Annotated in this window: 15 protein-coding genes; 5 read left to right on the forward strand and 10 right to left on the reverse strand. The window is 63.6% G+C overall.

The features are described from left to right. Positions 1–2: 2 nt before the first annotated feature. A complete protein-coding gene (locus C0012_RS01610) occupies positions 3–461 on the forward strand; it encodes an acyltransferase (protein WP_110588505.1) in 459 nt (152 codons plus the stop codon). Between the two features lie 471 nt (positions 462–932). Beyond that, positions 933–1814 carry a hypothetical protein gene (locus tag C0012_RS15330; RefSeq protein ID WP_162621807.1) on the forward strand — a complete coding sequence of 294 codons (882 nt, stop codon included), beginning with the start codon at positions 933–935 and terminating at the stop codon, positions 1812–1814. Positions 1815–1998: 184 nt separating this feature from the next. Here C0012_RS15330 and glf read toward each other — a convergent pair whose 3' ends face one another. Together glf and C0012_RS01625 are read right to left on the reverse strand one after the other, a co-directional pair. Next, complete coding sequence (glf, locus tag C0012_RS01620; RefSeq protein WP_110588822.1) at positions 1999–3141, reverse strand: UDP-galactopyranose mutase; 1143 nt, start codon at positions 3139–3141, stop codon at positions 1999–2001. Positions 3142–3261: 120 nt separating this feature from the next. Then, complete coding sequence (locus C0012_RS01625) at positions 3262–5271, reverse strand: DUF6541 family protein (protein ID WP_110588503.1); 2010 nt, start codon at positions 5269–5271, stop codon at positions 3262–3264. Positions 5272–5391: 120 nt separating this feature from the next. On the opposite strand from C0012_RS01625, the gene C0012_RS01630 reads away from it, so the two are divergent. After that, on the forward strand, positions 5392–7155 hold the full coding sequence (locus C0012_RS01630; RefSeq protein WP_110588502.1) for a hypothetical protein: 1764 nt from the start codon (positions 5392–5394) through the stop codon (positions 7153–7155). Between the two features lie 8 nt (positions 7156–7163). On the opposite strand, the gene C0012_RS01635 is transcribed toward C0012_RS01630, so the two are convergent. Continuing rightward, positions 7164–8402 carry a polysaccharide pyruvyl transferase family protein gene (locus C0012_RS01635; protein ID WP_110588501.1) on the reverse strand — a complete coding sequence of 413 codons (1239 nt, stop codon included), beginning with the start codon at positions 8400–8402 and terminating at the stop codon, positions 7164–7166. Positions 8403–8511: 109 nt separating this feature from the next. Here C0012_RS01635 and C0012_RS01640 point away from each other — a divergent pair, with 109 nt between their 5' ends. Next, complete coding sequence (locus C0012_RS01640) at positions 8512–9585, forward strand: glycosyltransferase (protein WP_162621805.1); 1074 nt, start codon at positions 8512–8514, stop codon at positions 9583–9585. Positions 9586–9678: 93 nt separating this feature from the next. Then, the gene (locus tag C0012_RS01645) at positions 9679–11691 is read left to right on the forward strand and encodes an acyltransferase family protein (protein WP_162621804.1); all 2013 of its coding nucleotides are present in this window, start codon (positions 9679–9681) and stop codon (positions 11689–11691) included. Between the two features lie 18 nt (positions 11692–11709). Here C0012_RS01645 and C0012_RS01650 read toward each other — a convergent pair whose 3' ends face one another. The 7 genes from C0012_RS01650 to C0012_RS15625 all read right to left on the reverse strand — a co-directional run bounded on the left by C0012_RS01650 (position 11710) and on the right by C0012_RS15625 (position 21399). Continuing rightward, a complete protein-coding gene (locus C0012_RS01650) occupies positions 11710–13440 on the reverse strand; it encodes a glycosyltransferase family 2 protein (protein WP_110588499.1) in 1731 nt (576 codons plus the stop codon). Positions 13441–13465: 25 nt separating this feature from the next. Then, on the reverse strand, positions 13466–14854 hold the full coding sequence (locus C0012_RS01655) for an ArnT family glycosyltransferase (RefSeq protein WP_162621803.1): 1389 nt from the start codon (positions 14852–14854) through the stop codon (positions 13466–13468). Positions 14855–15066: 212 nt separating this feature from the next. After that, positions 15067–16299 (reverse strand): polysaccharide pyruvyl transferase family protein, encoded by a 1233-nt coding sequence (locus C0012_RS01660; protein ID WP_110588497.1) that lies wholly within the window; start codon positions 16297–16299, stop codon positions 15067–15069. Then, complete coding sequence (locus C0012_RS01665; protein WP_162621802.1) at positions 16296–17207, reverse strand: lysylphosphatidylglycerol synthase domain-containing protein; 912 nt, start codon at positions 17205–17207, stop codon at positions 16296–16298. Before C0012_RS01665 ends, C0012_RS01660 begins: the two co-directional genes overlap by 4 nt. Before the next feature lie 80 nt (positions 17208–17287). Then, the gene (locus C0012_RS01670) at positions 17288–18361 is read right to left on the reverse strand and encodes a nitroreductase family protein (RefSeq protein ID WP_110588495.1); all 1074 of its coding nucleotides are present in this window, start codon (positions 18359–18361) and stop codon (positions 17288–17290) included. Between the two features lie 31 nt (positions 18362–18392). Beyond that, positions 18393–19454 carry a glycosyltransferase family 2 protein gene (locus C0012_RS01675; protein ID WP_110588494.1) on the reverse strand — a complete coding sequence of 354 codons (1062 nt, stop codon included), beginning with the start codon at positions 19452–19454 and terminating at the stop codon, positions 18393–18395. A gap of 115 nt (positions 19455–19569) precedes the next feature. Then, entirely contained in the window at positions 19570–21399 is a 1830-nt protein-coding gene (locus C0012_RS15625) for a hypothetical protein (RefSeq protein ID WP_232527735.1), read from the reverse strand. Positions 21400–21456 lie beyond the last annotated feature (57 nt).

Below are 21456 nucleotides of genomic sequence, written 5' to 3' on the forward strand. Positions count from 1 at the left end.
AGATGGTGCTGACGACAGGCGAGGGCTCCCACATCCACAAAGAGGTTCGATTCCTTCACAACGACTCGAGCGAGATCCGCATCGGCATGCGGGCAAAGATCTATCGCGGCACCGAGATCATGGGATCGGTGACGATCGGTGACGACGTCTTCATCAACCGCGACGCCTATATCCGCCCACAAACCACTATCGGCGACCGAGTGAGTATCGGACCGTTCGTCCGGATCGTGACCGATACACACGACATCGGGTCGCATGACAAGCGCGCGGGCGCGGTGCGCCACGATCCCATTTCGATCGGCGATGGCTCATGGGTCGGCGCGTCGGCGACGATCCTCGGCGGTGTGACGATCGGTGCGGGATCCATCGTCGCCGCCGGCGCGATCGTGACGGCGGATGTGCCGGACGACGTTCTCGTCGCGGGCGTTCCCGCAAAGATCGTCAGGCGCCTTCACCGGTAAACAACCGTGCGCTTTCTCGAGCGCGCATCGCCACGCGCACTTTGCATTATGATCCGGTCTCGAGGAATAGTGACCCAAACGGATTTCAACACATTTGCCGATCTCGTCACCACGGCCCTCAGCCGCCGACCACCGCAAACAGCAACTCAACGATCTCATTCTACGGATCACCAACCAGTACGCCCCACTGAAACATAAGGGGTGTACGCCACTTCGACAAGTGGCAGCGCGGCATGCTGCATCCCAATACACCACCCTACGACGCCGTACATGTGTTCAGTCAGGAGTCCCCGGTTGAACCTCCCCCGTCGTGTACACTTGCCACGTTGATCGCCGCTTCGACTTGCCGATCAATCCACCGGAACTGATACCAGTGGACCCACGACGCAGACCGGTGCCGGACATGCGCACGGAGGTTGGTTCCCCCTTGTCGCACTATGGCGCGATCAGTTTTCACAGCGGGGAGAAGAGATGAAGTTCTGGCACCCAAAGAAGCGTAGACAGAATTCCAAAGTAAAGATCTCTGAGATCGCCGTATTGTCGGCCCCTCGAAGCGGAACGAACTTCTTCTGCGAGTGCCTTGCTGATCTACCTGAGGTCATGGGAATGCACGAGATATTCAACAAGGATGGAGTCTTCGGCGTCGACTCCGATCGCAAGCTTTCCATCCTCAACGAGGTTACCGGACTCAACGCATCCTCACTGAGATCCGAACAACTCATCAACTTCTTTCGAGATCGACCCATTGAAGCAGTAGAAGCGCTTTCTGAAACTGCTCGACAGATCGACAAGAAATTCGTTTCGTACAAGATATTCCCGGGACACGTGAGCAATCCCTCACTCGAGGAATTTTTATCTGCGAAGCACCGCTATCCGATCGTGTTGACACGCAGACGATTGGACGTATACGTGTCCCTGCAGAAGGCGCGAATCTCGAAATCATGGCGCCACTCAGATACCAGCGATCTGAAACCAAGAATCGAAACCCATGAATTCTTGGAGTGGTCGAAGGCGAACGATGATTGGTATCGACAGATCACCGATTCCCTGGACAGACACGGTCGAAGTTTTAGGATCCTCAGCTACAGTGCGGATGTAGATGTCCCTAAGTCAGAACTGATGCGCAATCTGGTCACGACACTGCGCTTCGAAGGAATCGACGTCTCCGCACCTTCCGCACCTGAGGCCGAGCGGTTCAATCGGCAGGACCTGAAGACGGATCCGTTCTCGAAGATCGCCAACGGTGACGAGGTACATCAGGGACTTGCCAAGCAGGGAGTGCTCTCATACGCTCTCGAGGAGCCGCTTTCCGGTCATCCCGCGAAACATGGTCTCGTCAAGAGCTCACAGTGAGTCCCGCCGCCACGCCACGCTGAGAAGCACGCGTGACGTCGATCACCGACGCGATGCGCAGTACTCGCTGCAGGGGCGGTGCGACGACGATACGCGGTTCCGGCCCACCCCACGGCAGAAGAGCCGCGTGAACTGAAACGCGCAGCTTCGGCTCACAGCGGCTCTTGCCACTGCGCACCCTGGTTCAGGCCAGCCTGTTGTTCCACATGGACAGGGCTGACCCGATGGCCATGTGCATGTCGAGGTACTGGTAGGTGCCGAGGCGTCCGCCGAAGTGCACGTCCTTCTCGCCCTTCTGCAGATCGCGGTAGGCGAGTAGACCCGTGCGGTCTTCGGAGGTGTTCACCGGGTAGTACGGCTCGTCGTCGCGCTCGGCGAAGCGTGAGAACTCGCGCATGATGACCGTCTTGTCGGTCGGGTACTGCTCGGCCCGCTCCGGGTGGAAGTGCTTGAACTCGTGGATGCGCGTGTACGGGATGTCAGCGTCCGGATAGTTCATGACGGGCGTGCCCTGGAAGTCGCCGGTCTGCAGGACCTCCTGCTCGAAGTCGAGCGTGCGCCAGCTGAGGGCGCCCTCGGAGTAGTCGAAGTAGCGATCGACCGGCCCTGTGTACACGACGGGGATCTGACCGACGACCGCCTCCTTGTGGAACGGCTGCGAGGCGTCGAAGAAGTCGGTGTCGAGCTCCACGGTGATGTTCGGATGATCGGCCATGCGCTCGAGCCAGGTCGTGTATCCGTCCGTCGGGAGTCCCTCGTACCTGTCGTTGAAATATCGGTTGTCGTACGTGTAGCGCACGGGGAGGCGGCTGACGATGTCGCCCGACAGCTTCTTGGGATCCGTCTGCCACTGCTTCGCCGTGTAGTCACGGAAGAACGCCTCGAAGAGAGGACGCCCGACGAGGGCGATGCCCTTCTCCTCAAAGTTCTGCGCCGTCTTCACGTCGAACTCGCCCGCCTGATCCTTCACAAGCGCGCGTGCTTCGTCGGGCGAGTACGCGGCCTGGAAGAACTGGTTGATCGTTCCGAGTGTGACGGGCATCGGGTACACGACGTTCTTGTGGTTCGTGTACACGCGGTGCACATAGCTCGTGAACGTCGTGAACCGGTTGACGTATTCCCACACCGATTCGTTCGACGTGTGAAAGAGGTGCGCACCGTAGCGGTGCACCTCGATCCCCGTCTCGGGCTCGGCCTCGCTGTACGCGTTGCCGCCGATGTGATTGCGTCGATCGATCACGGTGACCTTGCGGCCCGCGTTCGCCGCACGCTCGGCGATGGTCAGCCCGAAAAAGCCAGAGCCGACGACAAGAAGATCGGTGTCCATGAACGACATTGTTTCATCGAGCGAGGGGGGTTTCTGGCCAGCGCGATCCGTTGCCCCAGGAAAGTCACAAGGTTCGGCGCGGGACGCGGCAGATTCGCGTCTCGGCGAGGGCGTGGTGGTTCACGGCAACTCCCCGCACTGGTCGATGCGGTAGAGGGACGAGTCGCCGTCCGTGGCGACGAGTGTGAACAACCCCCGTTCGACCGCCTCGTGGGGCCCGGGGAAGTGGTTCCCAGAAGGGTCTCCCCCACCGAACTCGTGCGGATCGTAAACGACATAGCGCACACGAAGAGCGTCGAGAGCGTCACAGATCGCGGGGCCTTTCTCAATCCACTCGAGGTTCCAGGCGAGCTCGAGGCGGTCAGGATCCCACTGACCGTTGACGTGCGGGAACACAGGTTCACGCCCCGCGAACAGCCCCGTCAGGGCGGCCCCGTCCCACGGATCCCCGAGAACCCGCTGGCCTGAAGGCACTTCGCGCCGCACGACATCGGCGTAGAACTCCGCTTGGGCGGTTGAGACGACAGCGTCCGTCGCGCGCGCAGCCGGCTGGGCGAAAACCGATCCGATCGCGGCGGTCCCGCCTGTCGTCCCGAGCACGACCGCGGACACCACCGCAACGACAGCCGCGAGCCCCGCACCCGCGCGTGCAGGGAACGCACGAAACCACGGCACCGCGCGCGCGACCGTCAGAACGCCGAGCGCCGCAAGCGGAACCGCGAGCACCGGCAACGCAGCCGCGAGCCGGAATCGGTCCTTGTACCAGACACCCGTCGTGAGCTTCGCCAGCGCCCCGTCGGATCCCGCCGCGAGCGCGAAGAGAACCGCGACGAGCGCGAACGACACGACGATCCAACGCGTGCGCGGGCGGCGCAGTGCGACGCCGACACCCACGAGCACCGCGGCCGCGAGCAGCACCGCCGGCGCAGCTACGACGTTACCGAGACCCGTCATCGGCATCTGCGCGACGACTTGGATGAGTCCGTCCCATACGGTCTGCACCGCCGCGGCCTGCGGACCGTCGAGTCGGTCTGCAAGCGGCTCGTCGAAGAGGCCGAGCCCGACAACTGCGTACGCGAATCCGACCCCAGCGACGACAAGGACGCTCACGCCCGCACTCACGAGCCACCCGACCGCGCGACGGCGCGATCGTCCGCCAGCTCGCCATCCACGACGAAAGGCGATCGTCAGCTCCCAGGCGACGAATGGCAGGCCGATCAGCGCCCACGTCGCCAGCACGCGTGGATGTGCCACGCCGAGCGCGCCCACCGCGAGGACGACTCCGAAAGCGCCGGTAACCACGAAGCGCGCTCTGTCGACGCGGCGGGCCGCACACACACCGCGGACGGAGAGGACCGCGACCCCGACAGCCGCAGGGAGGAGCGCATGAGCGAGGTAGGACGGATAGACCGTGCCCCAGGCGAGCAGGGCATACGGGAACGCACCGAACCCAGCGCCAAGCAGGAGTGCAAGAACGCCCGCCTCGCGCGCCCGCCCGGGGAGGATCGTCTGTGCGAGCCACGCGATCCCCGGGAGCCAGACGAGCACCGCGACGGCAATCCACACCGCGTTGACCGACACGGCGACATCGGCACCGGACATCTGCGCGGTCGCGGCGACGAGGATGTGCCATCCCGACGGGTAGTACGCGATCCCCGGCGCCTCCGTCTCGATCAGCGATCGCAATGTCAGGGGCGAGGCAGAGAAGCCGTCGAGGATCGCGGCGACGGCCGAGAGATGGAAGACGTTGTCGTAGGTCTGCGAGATGCGCTCGGGGCCCGAGACATTCCAGAACGCCACAGTCGTGATGAGGATCGCGCCCGTCGCCCACGCCGCGGCGAAGAGCCAGCGTCCGGCGCGCGGTGAGTCAACCGTGGGGGCGTGCCACCGGATCGCCCAGGATGCGACGGCGAGCACAACCGCCGGAAGAAGTGCCTGCCACGCGGCGAACGGCACATCGACTGCGCCGAAAACGCTCCCGGCGATGCCCCAGCTGAGCACGCTCGCAAGGCCCGACAGGGCGATCCGCATGGCGGTTCCCATGGCGAGTGGCGCCGTCGCGACGAGGCCTGGACCGAGGACGACGACGCCGGATGCCAACAAGGCCGGAATCGCCTGGAACCACGTCACGAGTAGCCCGGCGCGCGTTGTGCACCGAGTTCACGGGCCGAAAGGACGGCGGATGGCGGGATCACACCGACCATCGTCCCATCCCGCAGCCGCACTATTGGTGCGTCATAGGCTGAGGGCGTGTCCAACTACAGCTTCGTCGTGCACGGCCCCTCTCGCCGCGGCGCCATCCGTTCCTGGGTTCAGGCCCACGCACCGCAGTCCGAGGTCTTCACGGTGCCCCTGAGCCTCGGGCGCACACTGACGATCATCAGTCGCGACGTCGCTCGTAGCGTCACCGGCACCACCTTCTTTCGCGGCACACTCATCGCGCCGGACGAGAATGCGATCGTGTTCGGCGCGCCCGGCTGGTCGTCGGCTCCGCAGCGGATCCGAGAACGGGCGGGAGACCACAACGGTATATACATCGCCGCCACCTGGGGCAACGGACTTCGGATCGATCGAGACGTCTTCGGTTCCGGGCGCCTCCTCACGACCTCGGGTCGCGGCTACGCGGCAGCGTCGGATTCACTGCTCGTGCTCGCGGCGCTGCGGCGCGCCATGGGGGACGCGGTCTCACCTCACGAGGAGGCCCTCTTGGCTCGCGTCCCCCGAAACGAGATCGTCGGCCAGCAGATCTCCCCGGATACGATTGTCTCCGAGATCGAGTTCATCCCACCGGGCCGGGGCCTCCGGCTATCCGGCTGGAACTGCGCATGGCGCACCACGGGCGAGCCGATCGGGCGTCGCCTCGAGCCATCGGTCGAATCATACGCTGAGGGCGTCCGCAACGGCGCCATGGATATCGCACGCACGGTCCGTACTCTCACGCAGATCGATGGCTGGCGGGCCGGCCTGCGACTTTCAGGCGGATATGATTCGCGCCTTGTTCTCGCTGGCGCCGTGGCGTCAGGCGTTGCGCGGGACCTTCTCATCGAGGTCGGCGACACGGGACGCCCCGAGCTCGCCGAAGACGTTCAGGCGGCGGTCGACGTCGCACGCGCGCTCGATCTCAATCTCCAGATTCGAGATCTGCGGCCGCAATCGCATGAGCCCGAGGACGGCGAGCTCACAGCGTGGGCCGCGAGTCTGCTGGGCATCTACGATGGCTACGGCCCGATCCGGGACTCTCCCTCGTCGACCAGAACCTTTTCGCTGGATGGCCTGGGGGCGGGCGCCGTCAAAGGCGCCTGGGGCTGGACATCCCTGACCCCTCTCCTCGATCGGGTCCGGGCCCCCGACGACTTCGTCGACCCGGTGAAGGCCCAGTTGACCGCCTCACTACACAGCCTGGGTGCCGATCCCGAAGACGGCAACGCGAGCGAGGTCTACTACCTCGGCTACCGCAACGCGCTGCACAGCTCGGCCTCTTTCGCGCGTCTCCATATGACGGGCATCAGCCCGATCATGCAATTCGGCCTGGCTCGCGTCGGCCATACGGCACGCACGGTCAGAGGCGCCCCACGATACGCAGGAGCTGACGACATCATCATGGACATGGCGGCGTTGCTGTCGCCTGATGTTGCGTCGCATCCTTACGACTCTCCGACGCGCAATCGCGCTCTGTCGAGCCTGCGCCATCGCGCACGCGAACTCGGTGGCACTCTGGCACCGACGGAGGCCAGAGCCGTATTCGGTCACCCAGACGACGTCGTCGCCGGGGCATCGCAGTTCTCCCTGTCGGTCGCACGCGCTGCGGGCTTCGTCGGCGCGCTGACGCCGCACATCGCCTCGGAACACGCGGACGCCGCGATCGATGCACTGCCGACCGCAGCCCTTCGCACGGCATACCTTGATATCTACAAGAACGCTCTCTGGCGGATGGAGAAGTCCGGCCCGGATCTCAGCTTCTCGGGCGTGACGATGCCTCGGATCTCCGCGCTCGGTCTCTTCACCTCCGCCTGACGAGATCACTACAACGCTTCGGAGCGCGTCGGCTCATCCTCGACGAGCAGGCCGAGCGCACTCGCCCGCGCAACCCCTTCGGATAGTCCGGCGTGTTCGCGTGCGATGGCTCTCGCCAGGTGGATCTCCCGCGCACCCACAAGGAGCCACAGAACCTCGTCGCGACGCGTGGGGACCTGCCCATGACCACCTTCGCCAATAGCGATCATCACACGCCGATCGAGCAGGTCGTCGACCGAACCCTTGCGGAGAAACCAGAACAAAGCACGCGCGGCTTCAGCCGTCGCGCCGGTTCCCCGCGAGTACATGATCGTCTGCATCGCAAGTCGGTCCTGGTCGCCGACGAACGCCAATGCACGCGAGATGCTTCGCGCTTCCTCGACCGTCTCCTCGCGCTGAACACCGCGCGAGATCTCTGCGAGGGCGTCTGCTGACGCGTCTCGAAGTTGCCACTGCGGTCGTGCACGCTTCGCGTTCGTCGAAGCATTCTGCCAGAGATCGTGCGGAAATGATTCGAGGAGAGCATCCGCGTCAAACTCAGGTGGCGCCACCGGCCCCAAGTCACGAGCTTCCTCAACGGATGCAGCGAAACGCACGCCGTGGCGTCCGGTTCCCGCGTAGTAGTCGATGTACTTGAACGGGTGTTCGAGCGCCGACCGCAGCGGCCTCGAGGGAATCCCGAAGGCATCCGCGACGATGAGAGCGTGAAGAGAGCTCGCGATCACGAAGCTCGCGCGCGCGATGCGTCCGGTGATCTCGATCGCGTCCCCCCGAGGATCGAGGGCTCCGGGCAGCTGCGTCTCCTTCAGATCGTTCAGATTCGGAACGACCAGTTCACCCCCTGCGCAATCGCCGACGGCGATTTCCGGGCAGACTCGCGGGAGCAGCAAGGCGGGGTCGCCGTACACTTCCGGAGTCTCCACGCCATGTCCGAGAAGCACGGCCCGTGTGTACGGACCGCGGACAGCACGAACATCGAGCGTGATGTCCAAACGCTGTCTGGTCTTCCCGTTAACACCCGACCCCCACACGACATCCTTGGGTTGCCCGAAGTGCAATACGCTCCCGACGGACAGGAGGCGTCCGCGTCGGCGAACCGGGCCTGCCGAGTCGGGATCCTTTCCGAAGCCACGGATCGCGCGGACGATGAGCGGGCCGAGTTCATCCCCGAAATTCGCTCCACCGGCGACGTCGGGACGCCAACGCGGAATCCTCACGCCATCGAGATCATCACCGTCGAATACCACTCGTCACCCGTCTGCCATCATCCAAGCCCCCTGCCCAGTATGGCCGGTCAGGGCTCTGAGTCGGAGCATCGGCACCAGGCCGCCGTTGCGGAGCAGTAGAATCGTAATGATGCATCAGGGTCCTCAGGTTCTCGTCTTCCCCAGTTGGCGGGACAACCCGTTCCTCAATTTGCTCGCGTTGGCGGCACGATCTCAGGGGCGCCGCTTCCTGGGCTCGACCACCTACGAGGGTTTCCGCGAACAGATCAAGCGCCTTCATGCCGGGGACACCGTGCACCTGCACTGGACCCAGCCCTTGCTGCAGAAGGCAGACTCCCCAGTCGAGGCGGAGGGGCGGCTACGCGCGCTGACCGCTGATCTCGACTCCTTGGCCGCGCGGGGGATCTCCCTTGTCTGGACCGTCCACAACCGGCTTCCTCACGAGCTTTCGTATCCCCAAGAAGAACGTCGCCTCATCCGCGCGATCGCGAAACGCGCCGACGCGATTCACATCATGGCACCGGCGACGTCCGAGGTCGTCGCAGAGGTCGTGACAATCGATCCGGCCAAGGTGAGGCTCATTCCTCATCCGAGCTATGAGGGCGTCTACGACTCCGGTATCGACCGCTCCACCGCCCGCGCAAGCTTCGATCTCGACAGCTCAGATCGAGCTGTGCTCTTTCTGGGGCAGATTCGCCCATACAAGGGAGTGGACGCGCTCATCAAAGCGAGCGGTACCGCGTCGCTCGACGACCGGAACGTCGTCCTCATGCTGGCCGGCGCCGTCAAAGAGATTCCACTGGACGAGTTCCAAGCCTCTCTTCCGGACGGGATCCGAACGATCACCGATTTGTCGTTCATCGACGACGGTGACATCTCTCGATGGTTCCGCGCTGCAGACGTCGCTGTGTTCCCGTATCGGGCGATCCTCAACTCAGGCAGCCTGCACCTTGCCGCAAGCTTCCGAACGCCCGTCATCTTCCCCGATGAACCGCATCTCCGCTCGCAGTTCGGCAAGCAGACCTGGGTGGAGTTCTTCGATCCGGCGCGTCCGGCCGAGTCGATCGCCGAGCTGCTGAGCGATCCGACGCTCTTCTCGAACGTCACAGATGCCGACTTCCGTTCATTCACGGACCCGATCTCACCGTGGGCGGTCTCCCGCCAATACGCCCAGCTCCTCGACGAGCTCTCGGCAGGCGCATAGGCCGGCCGACGCATGGCGCTCGGGTCACGTTCCAGGATGCCCCCGTATGATTCCGGGGTGTTCTTCCCAGCGCCCGCCACGCACCGAAAGACTGTGCAGCGTCAAGATATCCAGGGGCTTCGCGCCATCGCCGTCCTCGCGGTGATTGCCGCTCACGTTCTCGGTAGCCCTGACGGGGGTTTCGTCGGCGTCGACGTCTTCTTCGTTGTCTCCGGGTTCCTGATCACCGGGCTCCTACTCCGTGAAGTCGAACTCACGAACCGCATCTCATTCACGCGCTTCTACGTGCGGCGAGCGAAGCGCATCCTTCCCGCCGCCGCCGTCGTTCTCACGGCCACGGTCGTCGGAGCGTTCGTCCTCCTCGGACGAGACCAGGGGAAATCGGTCGCGCTCGATGCGCTCTACAGCGCGCTCTTCCTCGGCAATTGGCGGTTTGCAGCGCAAGGCGTCGACTACTTCCAGCAGGGAACGGCACCGTCCCCGCTCCAGCACTTCTGGTCGCTCGGCGTCGAAGAGCAGTTCTATCTCGTCTGGCCGTGGGTGCTCTTGCTCGTCGTCGTGTTGGCGGCTCGATTCACGAAATGGTCGCCCCGCCGGGTCCGCCTCGCGGGCGCCGCGATGATCTTCCTACTGACGACGGCTTCGTTCGCCTGGGCGATGGTCGAGACGACGAGCAATCACGATTTCGCCTACTTCTCGACCTTCTCACGTGCGTGGGAACTCGGAATCGGGGCCCTTCTGGCGTTCGTTCCACGCCTTGATCTCTCCGCACTCATGCGGCGAATCCTCGCCTGGATCGGCCTCGTCGGCATCGTTGCCTCCTTGTTCATCGTCTCCAGCGCGTCGCCGCTCTGGCCAGCGCCGCTCGCCCTGCTCCCCGTCCTCTCCACGGCACTCGTGCTCCTGGCCGGCGTCGGCGCGCGCGACGGGGAGGGCGCGCCCTGGATCCTTCGCAACCGGATCGCGACCTACGTCGGAGACATCTCGTACAGCCTCTATCTGTGGCATTTCCCCATCGCGATCCTGCTCGTCGCGCTGATCCCGGCTGGCTCAGTTGCCTATATCGCGTTGGCCCTCCTGCTCACCTTCGTCGCGTCCATGGCGAGCTACCATTTCGTCGAGAATCCAGCCAGGCGCGCCGTCTGGTTCCGCCGCCGCGGCCGCGTACTTACCCCGTCTCGCGCATGGCTCCCTCTTGGGTCTGCGATCGCGCTCATCGCTGTCCTCGGTGCCGCCGGCCACGCCACGGTGAGACAACCGGAGACGGCCGTTGCCGGTCCGCAGCTCCTTGCGTCGCCCGAGGAAGAGCCACCAGAGAGCTCCTGCTGGGGAGCAGGTTCGCTCGCATTCCCCGATCGCTGCGCCGACGTCGAACTCGTCGGGCTTGCTCCTTCGCCGACCGAAGCGGAGACCGACACCGCCGGCGCCTACGCCTGCTACTCGACCGACGGCACGATGCAGACGTGCCACTATGGCTCCGAGTCACACGATGCGACCCGAATCGCCCTCGTCGGAGACAGCCACGCAGCCTCACTCCTTCCCGCTCTCAGACCACGTCTGGAGGACCTGAACTGGTCGATGGACACCTACGTTGGGCGTGGTTGTGGACTCGTTGAGGCCGACGTCGTCGAGTCCGACTGCGCGCTCGCGCAACCGGAGATCAACGAGCGACTGCTATCCGGCGACTACGATTCCGTCTTGGTCACGTCGACACGCAAGGTCCAGGTCGATGCCGCGACGAAGTCGAACATGATGGCACGCTTGGAAGCTCTCGGGACGCAGGTGGTCGTGATCACCGACAACCCCCTCCTGGGGGAAGAGACGATCACCTGCACGACGCGGGTCGGCGTGACCCCCGAGAGCGACTGTTCCGAACCCGAGCCTCAGGCGATGGGTTCGGAGGACACGAACGTCTCAGCCGCAGACATCGCAGGAGTCGAGATAGTCGACCTCACGGACCTGTACTGTCTCGATGGGAGATGCCCCGGGATCATCGGGAACGTCATCGTGTATCGCGACGCCGCCGGTCACATCACGGGCACGTGGGCACGCACCCTGAGCCCTTACCTCGTCTCCGCTCTCGAGGAGCACGTCGGGGCCACCTGAAGTGTCGGACCGTAAGCCTTACCCGCGCCCCGCAGCACGGCTGACGAGCCGACGCCCGCCTGCCGCGACGATGATCATCGCGCGGCGCCCGGCACGCAGAATCCAATGGCGACGTCGACGCACGATCAACGCGGTGCCGGCGACTTCGTAGAGAAACGGGTCTCCTGCGTCATAGGCAGGGAGGAGACCGAGGAATCGCGTCGAGACAGGCGCATCCTTGATGGCCACCACGAGAGTAAGTGGCCGGTGCAGCGGGAGCGCATCGATCTTGAATCGTGCGCGCCATTCTCGCCGCCCCTCGTCGAGGCTCCGCCACGATACATCGGATGCCTCGATGAGGGATGCTTCCCGCCCTCCTGCGTCCCACAGCGCAGGCATCACGTCCGCAGACGAGGAGAGCACGGACCCGGTCATCACGATTCCAGTTTTCTCCCCCGAGACCTCGGAGACGCACGCATCGAGATCCGCACGGGTGCGGAGCACCTCGTCCAGGCGCTCGTCGAGAAGCGTCGACTCTGGCACGAACGACGCCAGGCTGTCCCCTAGAAGCGTACGTGATGCTTGTGCGACTCCTCGCCATCCCTCGACGTCCTCGGAACCCCTCGGGGCGGTCAGCATCGCGACTATCGGTGCCGACAGCGTCCGTCCGTCCCCCGAACGGAGGAGCCCGAGCTCCTCAGCGCACACGAGAGCTCGGCGCCACGGAACGAACGCCCCGCTGAGATCGTCCTCCGTAAGGGAGCCCACGGATACCATTGCCACAGCCGCGGCGAACTCGCCCTCGGCTACCAGCTGCAGCGCCAACCTCTTCGCCGCTGGGACATTTCTCGGCACAGTCGGGATCGCGTCAAGGAGGCGCTTGGTCGCTGACGCCACGTCAATATCATCGTCACTCGGTCTCGTCCATCTCTCCAGATAGCGAGAAACATGTCGATAACCGTCGCGATCGTAGATCAGCCTCGCGTAGGTGCGAGCGAGACCCGGATCCCCGCTCTCGGCAACGAGAGCGGCGCAGACCGTCTCCTGGTCGAGGTAACTGAGGATGGAGGCCGCAGAGTCGGCCTTCGCCGTCATCGACCCTGTTCCGGGTCGTTCACGGTACAGATACACAACATCCGGTACGACATCGATGCGCGCCGACGAGAGGTACGCGCGGACCATCGGCACGATGTCATTCGATCTCGGCACATCCGGATAGCTGAGGTCATTGTTCCGCCACCAGTCTCGGCGGAACACCTTGTTCCAGCACGGGCGGCTATAGATGAGCGTCGGGTTCTCCGCGAGAGTCGTGCCGACGGCAGGCTGATCGAAAGCGGGCATGCTGTCGGTTGGCCGCCACGTGTCGACCGTGCTGAACTTGAGATAGTCACCGACCACGATGTCAGAACCCGTCTCGCGCAGGCTGTCTACCATCGCAGCATATGCGCCATCGGGAATGAGATCGTCGCCGTCGGCGAATGCCAGGAAGCGACCGCGCGCATGTGCCACGCCCTCGTTCCGCGCCGAGCCGCCACCGCGGTGAGTCGCCGACATGAGTCGGATCCGCGGATCAGCCGCAGCGAGTCGATTCACGACGTCTACAGTGTCATCCTCCGAGTGATCGTCGACGACGATCACCTCGAGATCATCCAGGCTCTGAGAGAGCACCGACTGCAGCATCTCGCGCACCCACGCGCCGACGTTGTGGGTCGGAACAACGACCGAAAGAACCGGCGTGTCGGTCCGGATGGAGCTTACGATCTCGGACATACCAGGATTCCCCTCCCCGTGGCTCTCATCCGCCAGCCACCCCTCGTGCTGCGAGCCGGTCGCGATCGTAATCTTCCCGCGATGCCACTCGTGCTCCGGTGACTGTGGCGACAACAAGACACGCTACAGCGGCGAGTGCGATCGCCCCGTAGCCGAACCAGCTCATCCCCATGAATGCAACAGGATCGCCCGTCGCCACCGGGGCGGACTCCTCGTGAGACGCCCATGCTGCTGGTATCACCCAGAGCAGGGACGCGATCACGATCAAAACCGCAAGAGCGCTCGTCGCGACCACCGATGCCGATCGCAACCAGCCAGAACGTCGCGCCAGGAATCCGTGCACGAGCGCCGCGAACGACAACGCGAGAGCAGAGATCCCACTATAGAGATATCGACCCTGTGTACCGCGAGTCGGGTTCCCGATGTCCCAGTAGATACCGTGCGCGTTCTGGAAGATCGTCAAGCCGATCAAGAAGGGGTAGCTCAGCAGCAGCGCGAGCATCCAACGCGACCGTGCGAAGAAGAGGGCCCCGATGATGACAACGAGCAACAGGATTCCACCCGCGATTACGGTCGCACTCGGGTGGGCGTTCGAGACATATCCCACACGTCCCCAGAACGTCGCGTTCAGGCGAGTGAAAAACGTGTCGACGAACAGCGCGAACGAATACCCTTCGGCGGCAACGTCCTGGTGCTCTCGTCCGCCGAGAACGCTGGGCTGAAGCGTCCCGAGGATGAGGAGGTTCCGGACCCACCACCACCCCCCGATCGCGAAGGCTATCGCGCCTGGAACGAGGATTCGGATGACCGTCTTCCATACGTTCCTGGTCGACCGCCAGGCTGCGCCCACGGCGAGCACGACGACGACTGGAGCGAGGATCAGCGCATATCCTTTGGCGCCGAGCGCGATGCCGTACGCGGCACCCGCAACAGGGAGAGCCCACGCCGCGCTCCGCGGATCCCGCCACGCCCGTACGAGCGCATAGATGGTCGCACTGCACGCCAGGATGAGGAGGGAGTCATTTGAGATCCTCGATCCGGAGACGGCATACCACGGAATCAGCAACGGAAAGAGTGCTCCCAGCACGCCAGCCCATCGGCTGCCGGTCGCCCAGCGCACAGCGCCCGCAATAAAGGGGATCGCCGCCGCGGTCAGGAATGCCGAGAGCCCACGCAACAGCGCGGAGGCCCGGTCCCAGGGGATATCAGCGCCCCCCGCGAGAGTGACGACCGCCGCGCCGATCACGTAGTACCCGGGCGGGTGCTGCACCATCTGGTCGCGGACGAGGCCCGGGAGGTCCTTGTCGACGACGAACGCAGACCGTTCCTCGGGCGCCGGGAGGTCGTCGAGCTGCGCTCCGTTCGGCATCGATCCACCGCTCTCCATGACCGCCTGCCAGGTCGAAGGGAGCACGTCAGCATCGTATGGTCGCGGCCAACCGCCTCCGTCCACGAGCCGGACAACGGAGTTATAGTGCCTCGGCTCATCAGGTCCTGTGAACGGCAACAAGACGAGCGACCACAGAAGCGACACGAAGAACGTCGCGAGAGTGATCAACGCGATGCTCCACAGATAGGCGCGCCTTTGAGGGCGTTCCTTGCGGACGAGTGGCAGGTCCTCCGACATCAGCCGCCTCGAACGATGTCGGCGATGAGGTCGGCTTGCGCGACCGAGGTCCGCTTGACATCGGGAAGGTGGGTGTCGAGCTTGCCCTGAACTTCCTCGCGGCGCTCGTCGAGCTCGGTGAAGCGTGCGATGAGGTACTCAGGCGCGAGCTTGTCGTGACCGAAGGCCCACTCCTCGAGCTCGAACATCTCCAACACCTCGCGATACTTGTGACTCCACCCGATCACGAGCGTCGGAACGGCCATCGCGAGCGAGGAGACCATCGCGTGGAAACGACTGGCGACGAAGAGATCGCACCGGCCGATCAGATATCGCAGCTGCTGGGAGCTGAGCTCCCGATCGACGAACAGGAGGTCATCACCGAGCCGGAGTCGAGAGTGAATGTCCTGGCAGAGCGGAAGGTCATTATTGTGCGTCTTCGCCGTCCCCGTACGCACGCTGTGCGGGATGAGCGCGACTTTCTTCCCGCCCGAACGCAGTCGTTCGATGAAGCTCGTGATCTGGCCCGCGTAGTCGCCGCCGCGGGCGTCAACCTTCTTCTGCAGGACAACGCTCGGGCACACGCCGACGACGTCCTCTTCCCCCTCGAAGAACGAAAGATCGACGTGCGTGCCGACTTGTTCGGCCTCTGTCCCATCCATCTCGAGAGAGAAGGCATAGTCGGCCCCGGCGTAGAGGTTCCGCAGGCCCAGCCCCTCGGCGAACTCGTGCGTAATTCGACCGCGCGTCACGAGGGTCCGCACTTTGGGAAGGAAGGCCTTCGACGCCCAGCGGTTGATGGGGTTCGTGAAGGGTCCGACCGCTTGCGCGCATTTGAAGACGGGAGTCCCCGTATTGAGCGCCGGAAGGATCGACGCAATGTTGTAGAGCAGGAACTTCTCGCGACCGTCTGTGAAGGTGATGCCACCCTGGTCGAGCAAGACGTCGCTTGATGTCAGAGCGGCAACCGCTTTCGACTTCCGCCGCAGCAACGGACGCAGGAACGGCAAAAGTCTGTAGGCCAACGCAAGCGAGTTGATCGACACACCGAGCTGCTTCGGGTTTGCCGCGACGACCTCGAGGTTGTCGTAGTGGTTCTGCTCTCGATCTTCGTCTGGATACATGCTGAGCAGCGTGAAGCGCGGCTCTTCGAGTCGCTCACCGAGTGTCTGGATGGCGCTCTCGAGCATCGCCGCCGCGCCCTTGTTACCGGAAAGCGCGGATCCGATGATCGTCACGTGAGGTGTGGTCATGGGCGGATCTCCTTCGGGATCGTCCGACGGACGATGACGTAGATGAGCGCGACGAGCGCGTCGCCGATTGTCGAAAGCAGACGGGCGATCAAGCTGATGATGATCGCCTCAGCCACCGGAACGTACTGGCTGAGCACCGCGACGATAACAGCCTCGCGCACCCCCAGTCCGCTGGGCACGAAGATGGCGAGGATCCCAATTGCGCCAGCAAGTGCGTATGCAGCGGCGAAAGGCAGCCATTCGGCTGGCCCGATGCCGCTGACGGACACAGCGATGACGACGAAACCGAGGCCGTTGACGACACGAGGTGCGAGAAACCCGACCGCCGAGCGCAGCGACTGCCCGCTCGAGAGAAAGTACCCGCGGGGGACGTCCCGTTTCAAGACACGTCGGGCGGGAATCTCCACAATCCGATGGAACAACGGCGCATACAGCACGGCAGCAACCGGGACGAGTACGAGGATCGGAGCGAGCAGGACTGTCGCGTTTGCGCCGAGCACATCCGGCCCGAGACTGAGGAACAGGATCACGACCGCCGGGACGATGGACGCAAGTTGCAGGAACACATTCTCGTAGATGAACGTGATGACGATGAGCGTCCGGCTGATGCCCTTCTTCTTCGCCCAGATCACCTTGTTGGCGACGGAGCCAACCTGGCCGGGCACGTATTTCAGAACCCAGGAGAGCGACTGGACCGCTACGGCTTCACGCATCGTCACCGTGACGTTCCTGTCAAGCACGCGCACGATGCGTCCCCATGACAGCCCCGTCACGGGCACCGCTGCCGCGAAAGCGATGACAGCGAGCAGCCACCAGACATCGGGACGCAGGTCCTTGCCCTTCAGAGCGTCCCAGTTGTCTATCAGCGCCCGGCTGAACAGCCATGCGACGACACCGATGACCACCACTGTCGCGGACCAACGGAGAATCCGCCGGACTGTGGCCCTTCGCTTCCGCGGCTCGCCGCCGGGTGAATTGGACCCTGACATCAGTTGTAGCGACGGAAGGTATCGAGTTCCTTCTTTGCCGAGAACGGCACCTTGCCATCGGGGTCGGCTTCACCGAATGCGATGAGCATGACGACGCGATCACTGAGGCCGAGACTCAGACGCTTCTGCATCTTGGCTTCGAGCGGCTCGAAATCAGGCCAGTTGATGACGCACGAGCTCAGCCCCTGTGCCTCAAGCCCAAGCATGAACTGCATCGCGGCGAGAGAGCTGTCGACGTAGATCGCATGTCGGTCGCGTGGGCTGAAATACGACTCGAGCTTGCCGACCAACACGGCAATCGCGGGGACGTTCTCGGCGTACCCTGCCGTACCGAACGGGATGCCCGCGATCTCCTTCGCGAGATCCGGGTCGTCGAAGATCCGGAACTCGTAGGGCAGACGGTTGCAGGCGGTCGGGGCCTGACGAGCGAGCAACAGCGCCTTGTCGATCTTGTCGCGGTCAACGCGTTCCTGTGTGAACCAGCGAACGCTGCGCCGTTGCCGCATGAGCTTCTCGAGGTCGTCATACGAGACATCACTGAGCTGCTGTTTCGGATGGGGCAGCATACTGCCGGGCTCCGCATCATACCCAGCGGTCGCAAAACGCGTGCGCGCCTGGTCGATGGCAGGATCGGACCCCGTCACAGCGGCGAAATACTCACTCAGCACATCATGCGCCCAGCTCATCTCCGCCTGGTCCATCGTTGCGGGCGCGGTGCGACACTGGCGTGCGGCCTGTTCATAGAACTCGACGGTCTCAGTGATGTAATCGCGCGCGAAGATCTCCCGACGAGGGCGCATGATGAGCGCCTTCTCGAGTCGGTGAATGTTACGCCGAAGCTCGACGTGCGTGACTCGGTCGCGATTCTTATTCCGATAGTAATCGCGACGTCCTCGAAGAACGGCACCTTGCTCGCGATTGAATGTGAGGAAATTCACGAAGAAAAAGAGATGCGTGAATATTCTGCTCGAACCGAATGTCTCGAGGAAAATCCGGTTGACAGCTTCGTATATCCGCCGGATCCAGGTGACTGCCAGCAGATCCTTCGCGATCCTCTTGAGGGTGTTCAACACAGCGCTGCTCCGAAAATTTTCTCAGGCCACGTCACGAGGCTTGGTCGTCGTTCTGGCGAACCGCACGGGTGAGGCTCGTCGGCGGACTCACCATCATGGAAGGATGGCGCACTGCATCATCCAGGGTCACCGCATTCGGATCGACCTGTCGCTCCGGCGCATATTGCCATGCCTTGGAACGCTCTAGCTGGTCCTCCACGAGTGTTCGGTTCGTTCGAAGCATGTCGCTGATGACAATGAGAGCCAGACTCAGGAGCGCACCGGTGAGCATCGCCGCACCGAATATGAGTGACTGAATGTGGTCACCCGCAACATTGAGAATCGAAAGGACGAGAAATCGGACAAAGGGAATTGCAGCTCCGAGCGAGAAAAGTGCTGCGAGCCCCAAGAAGACCACATGCGGCTTGAACATGATGTAGCTGCGCATGATCGCGCCACCCGAGCGCCCCATATGCTCAAAGATGTTCTTGAACAGGCGAGACTCGCGCGTCTTCGGGTTCGTCGTGACCGGAACGCTCGCAATCCGCATCCGTTTGTGCCCCGCTTGGATGATCGTCTCCATGCAGTAGGAGAATTCAGTCACCACGTTGAGGCGATACAGCGCCTCGCGCGAGTAAGCACGGAAGCCGCTCGCGGCATCAGGCAAGTCAGTCTCGGCGGCGAAGTTGACGACCTTGCTCCCGATGGTCTGCATGATCTTCTTGAACGGGGAGAAATGGGCGATTGTCTTCGTCTGGCGATCGCCGATGACGATGTCGGCGTCGTTCGTCAGAATCGGCTGGACGAGATCCGCGATGCGGTCCTGCGGATACTGATTGTCTCCATCCGTATTCACCACGATGTCCGCGCCATGTTGCAGCGCGTAGTCGACTCCGTCCCGGAAGGAGCGGGCGAGCCCCATGTTTCGAGTGTGGAAGACGAAGTGCTCGACGCCAAGCTCTCTCGCCACTTCGACGGTACGATCACTTGAACCGTCATCGATGATGAGAACGTGGATCTCGTCGATCCCGGGGATTTCCTTCGGAATGCTCTCAAGAACAAGCGGGAGCGTCGCTTCCTCGTTGAGGCAGGGGACCTGGACAAAAAGTCGCATGCGATGAAAGGCTTCTTTCGGAACGAACCGGGGATGTCCCGCTGAGTCCCGTGAAGCCTATCAGCGAGCCTCGACCATCCCTGGAGAGTTGCTGGTGGAGCGTGTCCACGCTCGCTCAGTTGATCTTGACGACATCCGCTCGACGCACCCATCGATTGCCAGCGCTGGTCTCGACCTCGAGCCAGAGCCGCGATCCCGAGATCCCCGTCGCCTGCAGAATCGCCCCCCTCCGAAGCTCAACGTCGGAAACAGCGCAGTTGTCACGCGGACCGACGAGGCCAGGAACGGTCGTCAGCACTCGATACAGCTTGACAGCGGGGCCGACGCCACCATTCGGGGCGAGACACTGCCTCTCAGTCGACGTCGACAAGCGCAGATCGGACCGCGCCACCCAGCGATGACCGGCCCCGGTCTGAACGAGAACCCAGAGGCCAGAGCCAGACGCCTTGATCGCCTGTACGACGTATCCACCGGCCAGCTCACTTGACTCCACCGCGCAGTCGTCGCGGGGTGCCGTGCGGGCAGTCGTCCCCGATCCTGTGACGACGAACGCGTAGGAGGCGTCCCGCACGTTCCCCTTCGCCTGGATACAGAGCTCTTCTTCACTCGTGGCGTAGTCCACCGCATTGCGCGGGATCCACTTGCGCCCATTCCCAGTCCAGACCTCGAGCCAGTCACGCGTCTCCGTGATGGAGACCGCCTGAACAGTCGTGCCCTCGGAGATCCCTTCGACGCCCGAGCCACACCTCGCGTCGGGCGCGTCTCGCACCTTGGTCGTGTCGATGACCGTGTAGACGAGCCGTGCGTCCGAGCTGGGACGCGAGTCACACGCGGCTCTCGGCTCACCTCGCGTCGATCCGAACCAATCGGTGTAGTAATTGTAGAAGTTCCTGTTTCCGTACGACGAGCACGAGTCGCCAGTACCGTACCCTGCCCGCAGGGCCGCCGCGTTCGGCTGGTACGGCGTGTAGTAATACAGGGCCGCGGTCGCGGCGTTCTCGATCTTCACCGAGCCCGAGCCGCAGCTCTGGTTCGGGTGCCAGAGCACCTGCGAGCTCTTCCCCACGGGATACCAGCTGAAATACGAGTCCTTCGTGTACCGCTGCAGCTGGTACGCCGCCATGTACATCTGGTTCTGGAAACCGAAGTACTTCGAATCGCAATTGGCCGAGTTTCCCGGCCCCGTGTCGGGGCACGCGTAGCCCATCGCCGTGTCGTAGCGCCAGTCGCTCGGCCAGACGTGCGTGATGAGCCCCTGCTCCTTCTGGAGCATCACGACGAGCACCTTCTCGCTCACGTTGCACGCCTTCGACACCTTCGCGATGATCCGCGCCGCCGACTCGTTCCGCGCACCCTGATACGAATTCGTGCAGTAGCTATTCGGCGACTTCGAGGCCGTGTCCATCCGGAAGTCCTTGAGGCAGGTGTACCCCGACTGGCAGTTCTTCACCTTCTGCTCGAAGAAACTCTGGAGCTGCGACGCGGTCATCGTGCCCGACGTGTACATCTTCGCGTCGCTGATGAGATTGCCCGGACGGAAGCCCGACAGACTCATCGCCCGCAGCGAAGTGTCGCTCGCGGAGTAGTCCCCGGGATCCGCTTCGTCCACCGTGTTCGAGCCGATGTAGTCGCCGTTCTCCGGCGTCGGGATCCCGGACACCTGCGCAGCGGTCGAATCGAGCGTCGGCTCGGCGCTTGGTGTGGGCGTCGGCGTCGGCTCGGCCGTGGGCTCAAGCGTCGGCTCGACGCTCGGTGTCGGTGTCGGTGTCGGTGTCGGTGTCGAGGCAATTGTCGCCTCAGGTGTCGCCGTTGGCGTCGGACCCGGCTCCGCCTGCCCCAGCGCGGTACTCGGGAGCATCGCCGCCCACAGGGCTGCGATGACCGCCATGCCGAAGACAGCCCTGCCGCGGCGGGCAGGGTGAAGGGGGTTCTTGATGCGACGCACGATTACCAGTGTGACAGATGTGAATTGCCTGCAACACCCGAGATCCGCCGATCAGGC

Origin of the sequence: Microbacterium suaedae (genome assembly GCF_003254645.1) — a bacterium.
Lineage (GTDB): Bacteria > Actinomycetota > Actinomycetes > Actinomycetales > Microbacteriaceae > Microbacterium > Microbacterium suaedae.

Bases quoted from the DNA above. Each gene is read 5' to 3' on its own strand.
- C0012_RS01610 (WP_110588505.1), top strand. From the start codon at position 3: ATGGTGCTGACGACAGGCGAGGGCTCCCACATCCACAAAGAGGTTCGA.
- C0012_RS15330 (WP_162621807.1), top strand. From the start codon at position 933: ATGAAGTTCTGGCACCCAAAGAAGCGTAGACAGAATTCCAAAGTAAAG.
- glf (WP_110588822.1), bottom strand. From the start codon at position 3,141: ATGGACACCGATCTTCTTGTCGTCGGCTCTGGCTTTTTCGGGCTGACC.
- C0012_RS01640 (WP_162621805.1), top strand. From the start codon at position 8,512: ATGCATCAGGGTCCTCAGGTTCTCGTCTTCCCCAGTTGGCGGGACAAC.
- C0012_RS01650 (WP_110588499.1), bottom strand. From the start codon at position 13,440: ATGTCCGAGATCGTAAGCTCCATCCGGACCGACACGCCGGTTCTTTCG.
- C0012_RS01660 (WP_110588497.1), bottom strand. From the start codon at position 16,299: ATGACCACACCTCACGTGACGATCATCGGATCCGCGCTTTCCGGTAAC.
- C0012_RS01675 (WP_110588494.1), bottom strand. From the start codon at position 19,454: ATGCGACTTTTTGTCCAGGTCCCCTGCCTCAACGAGGAAGCGACGCTC.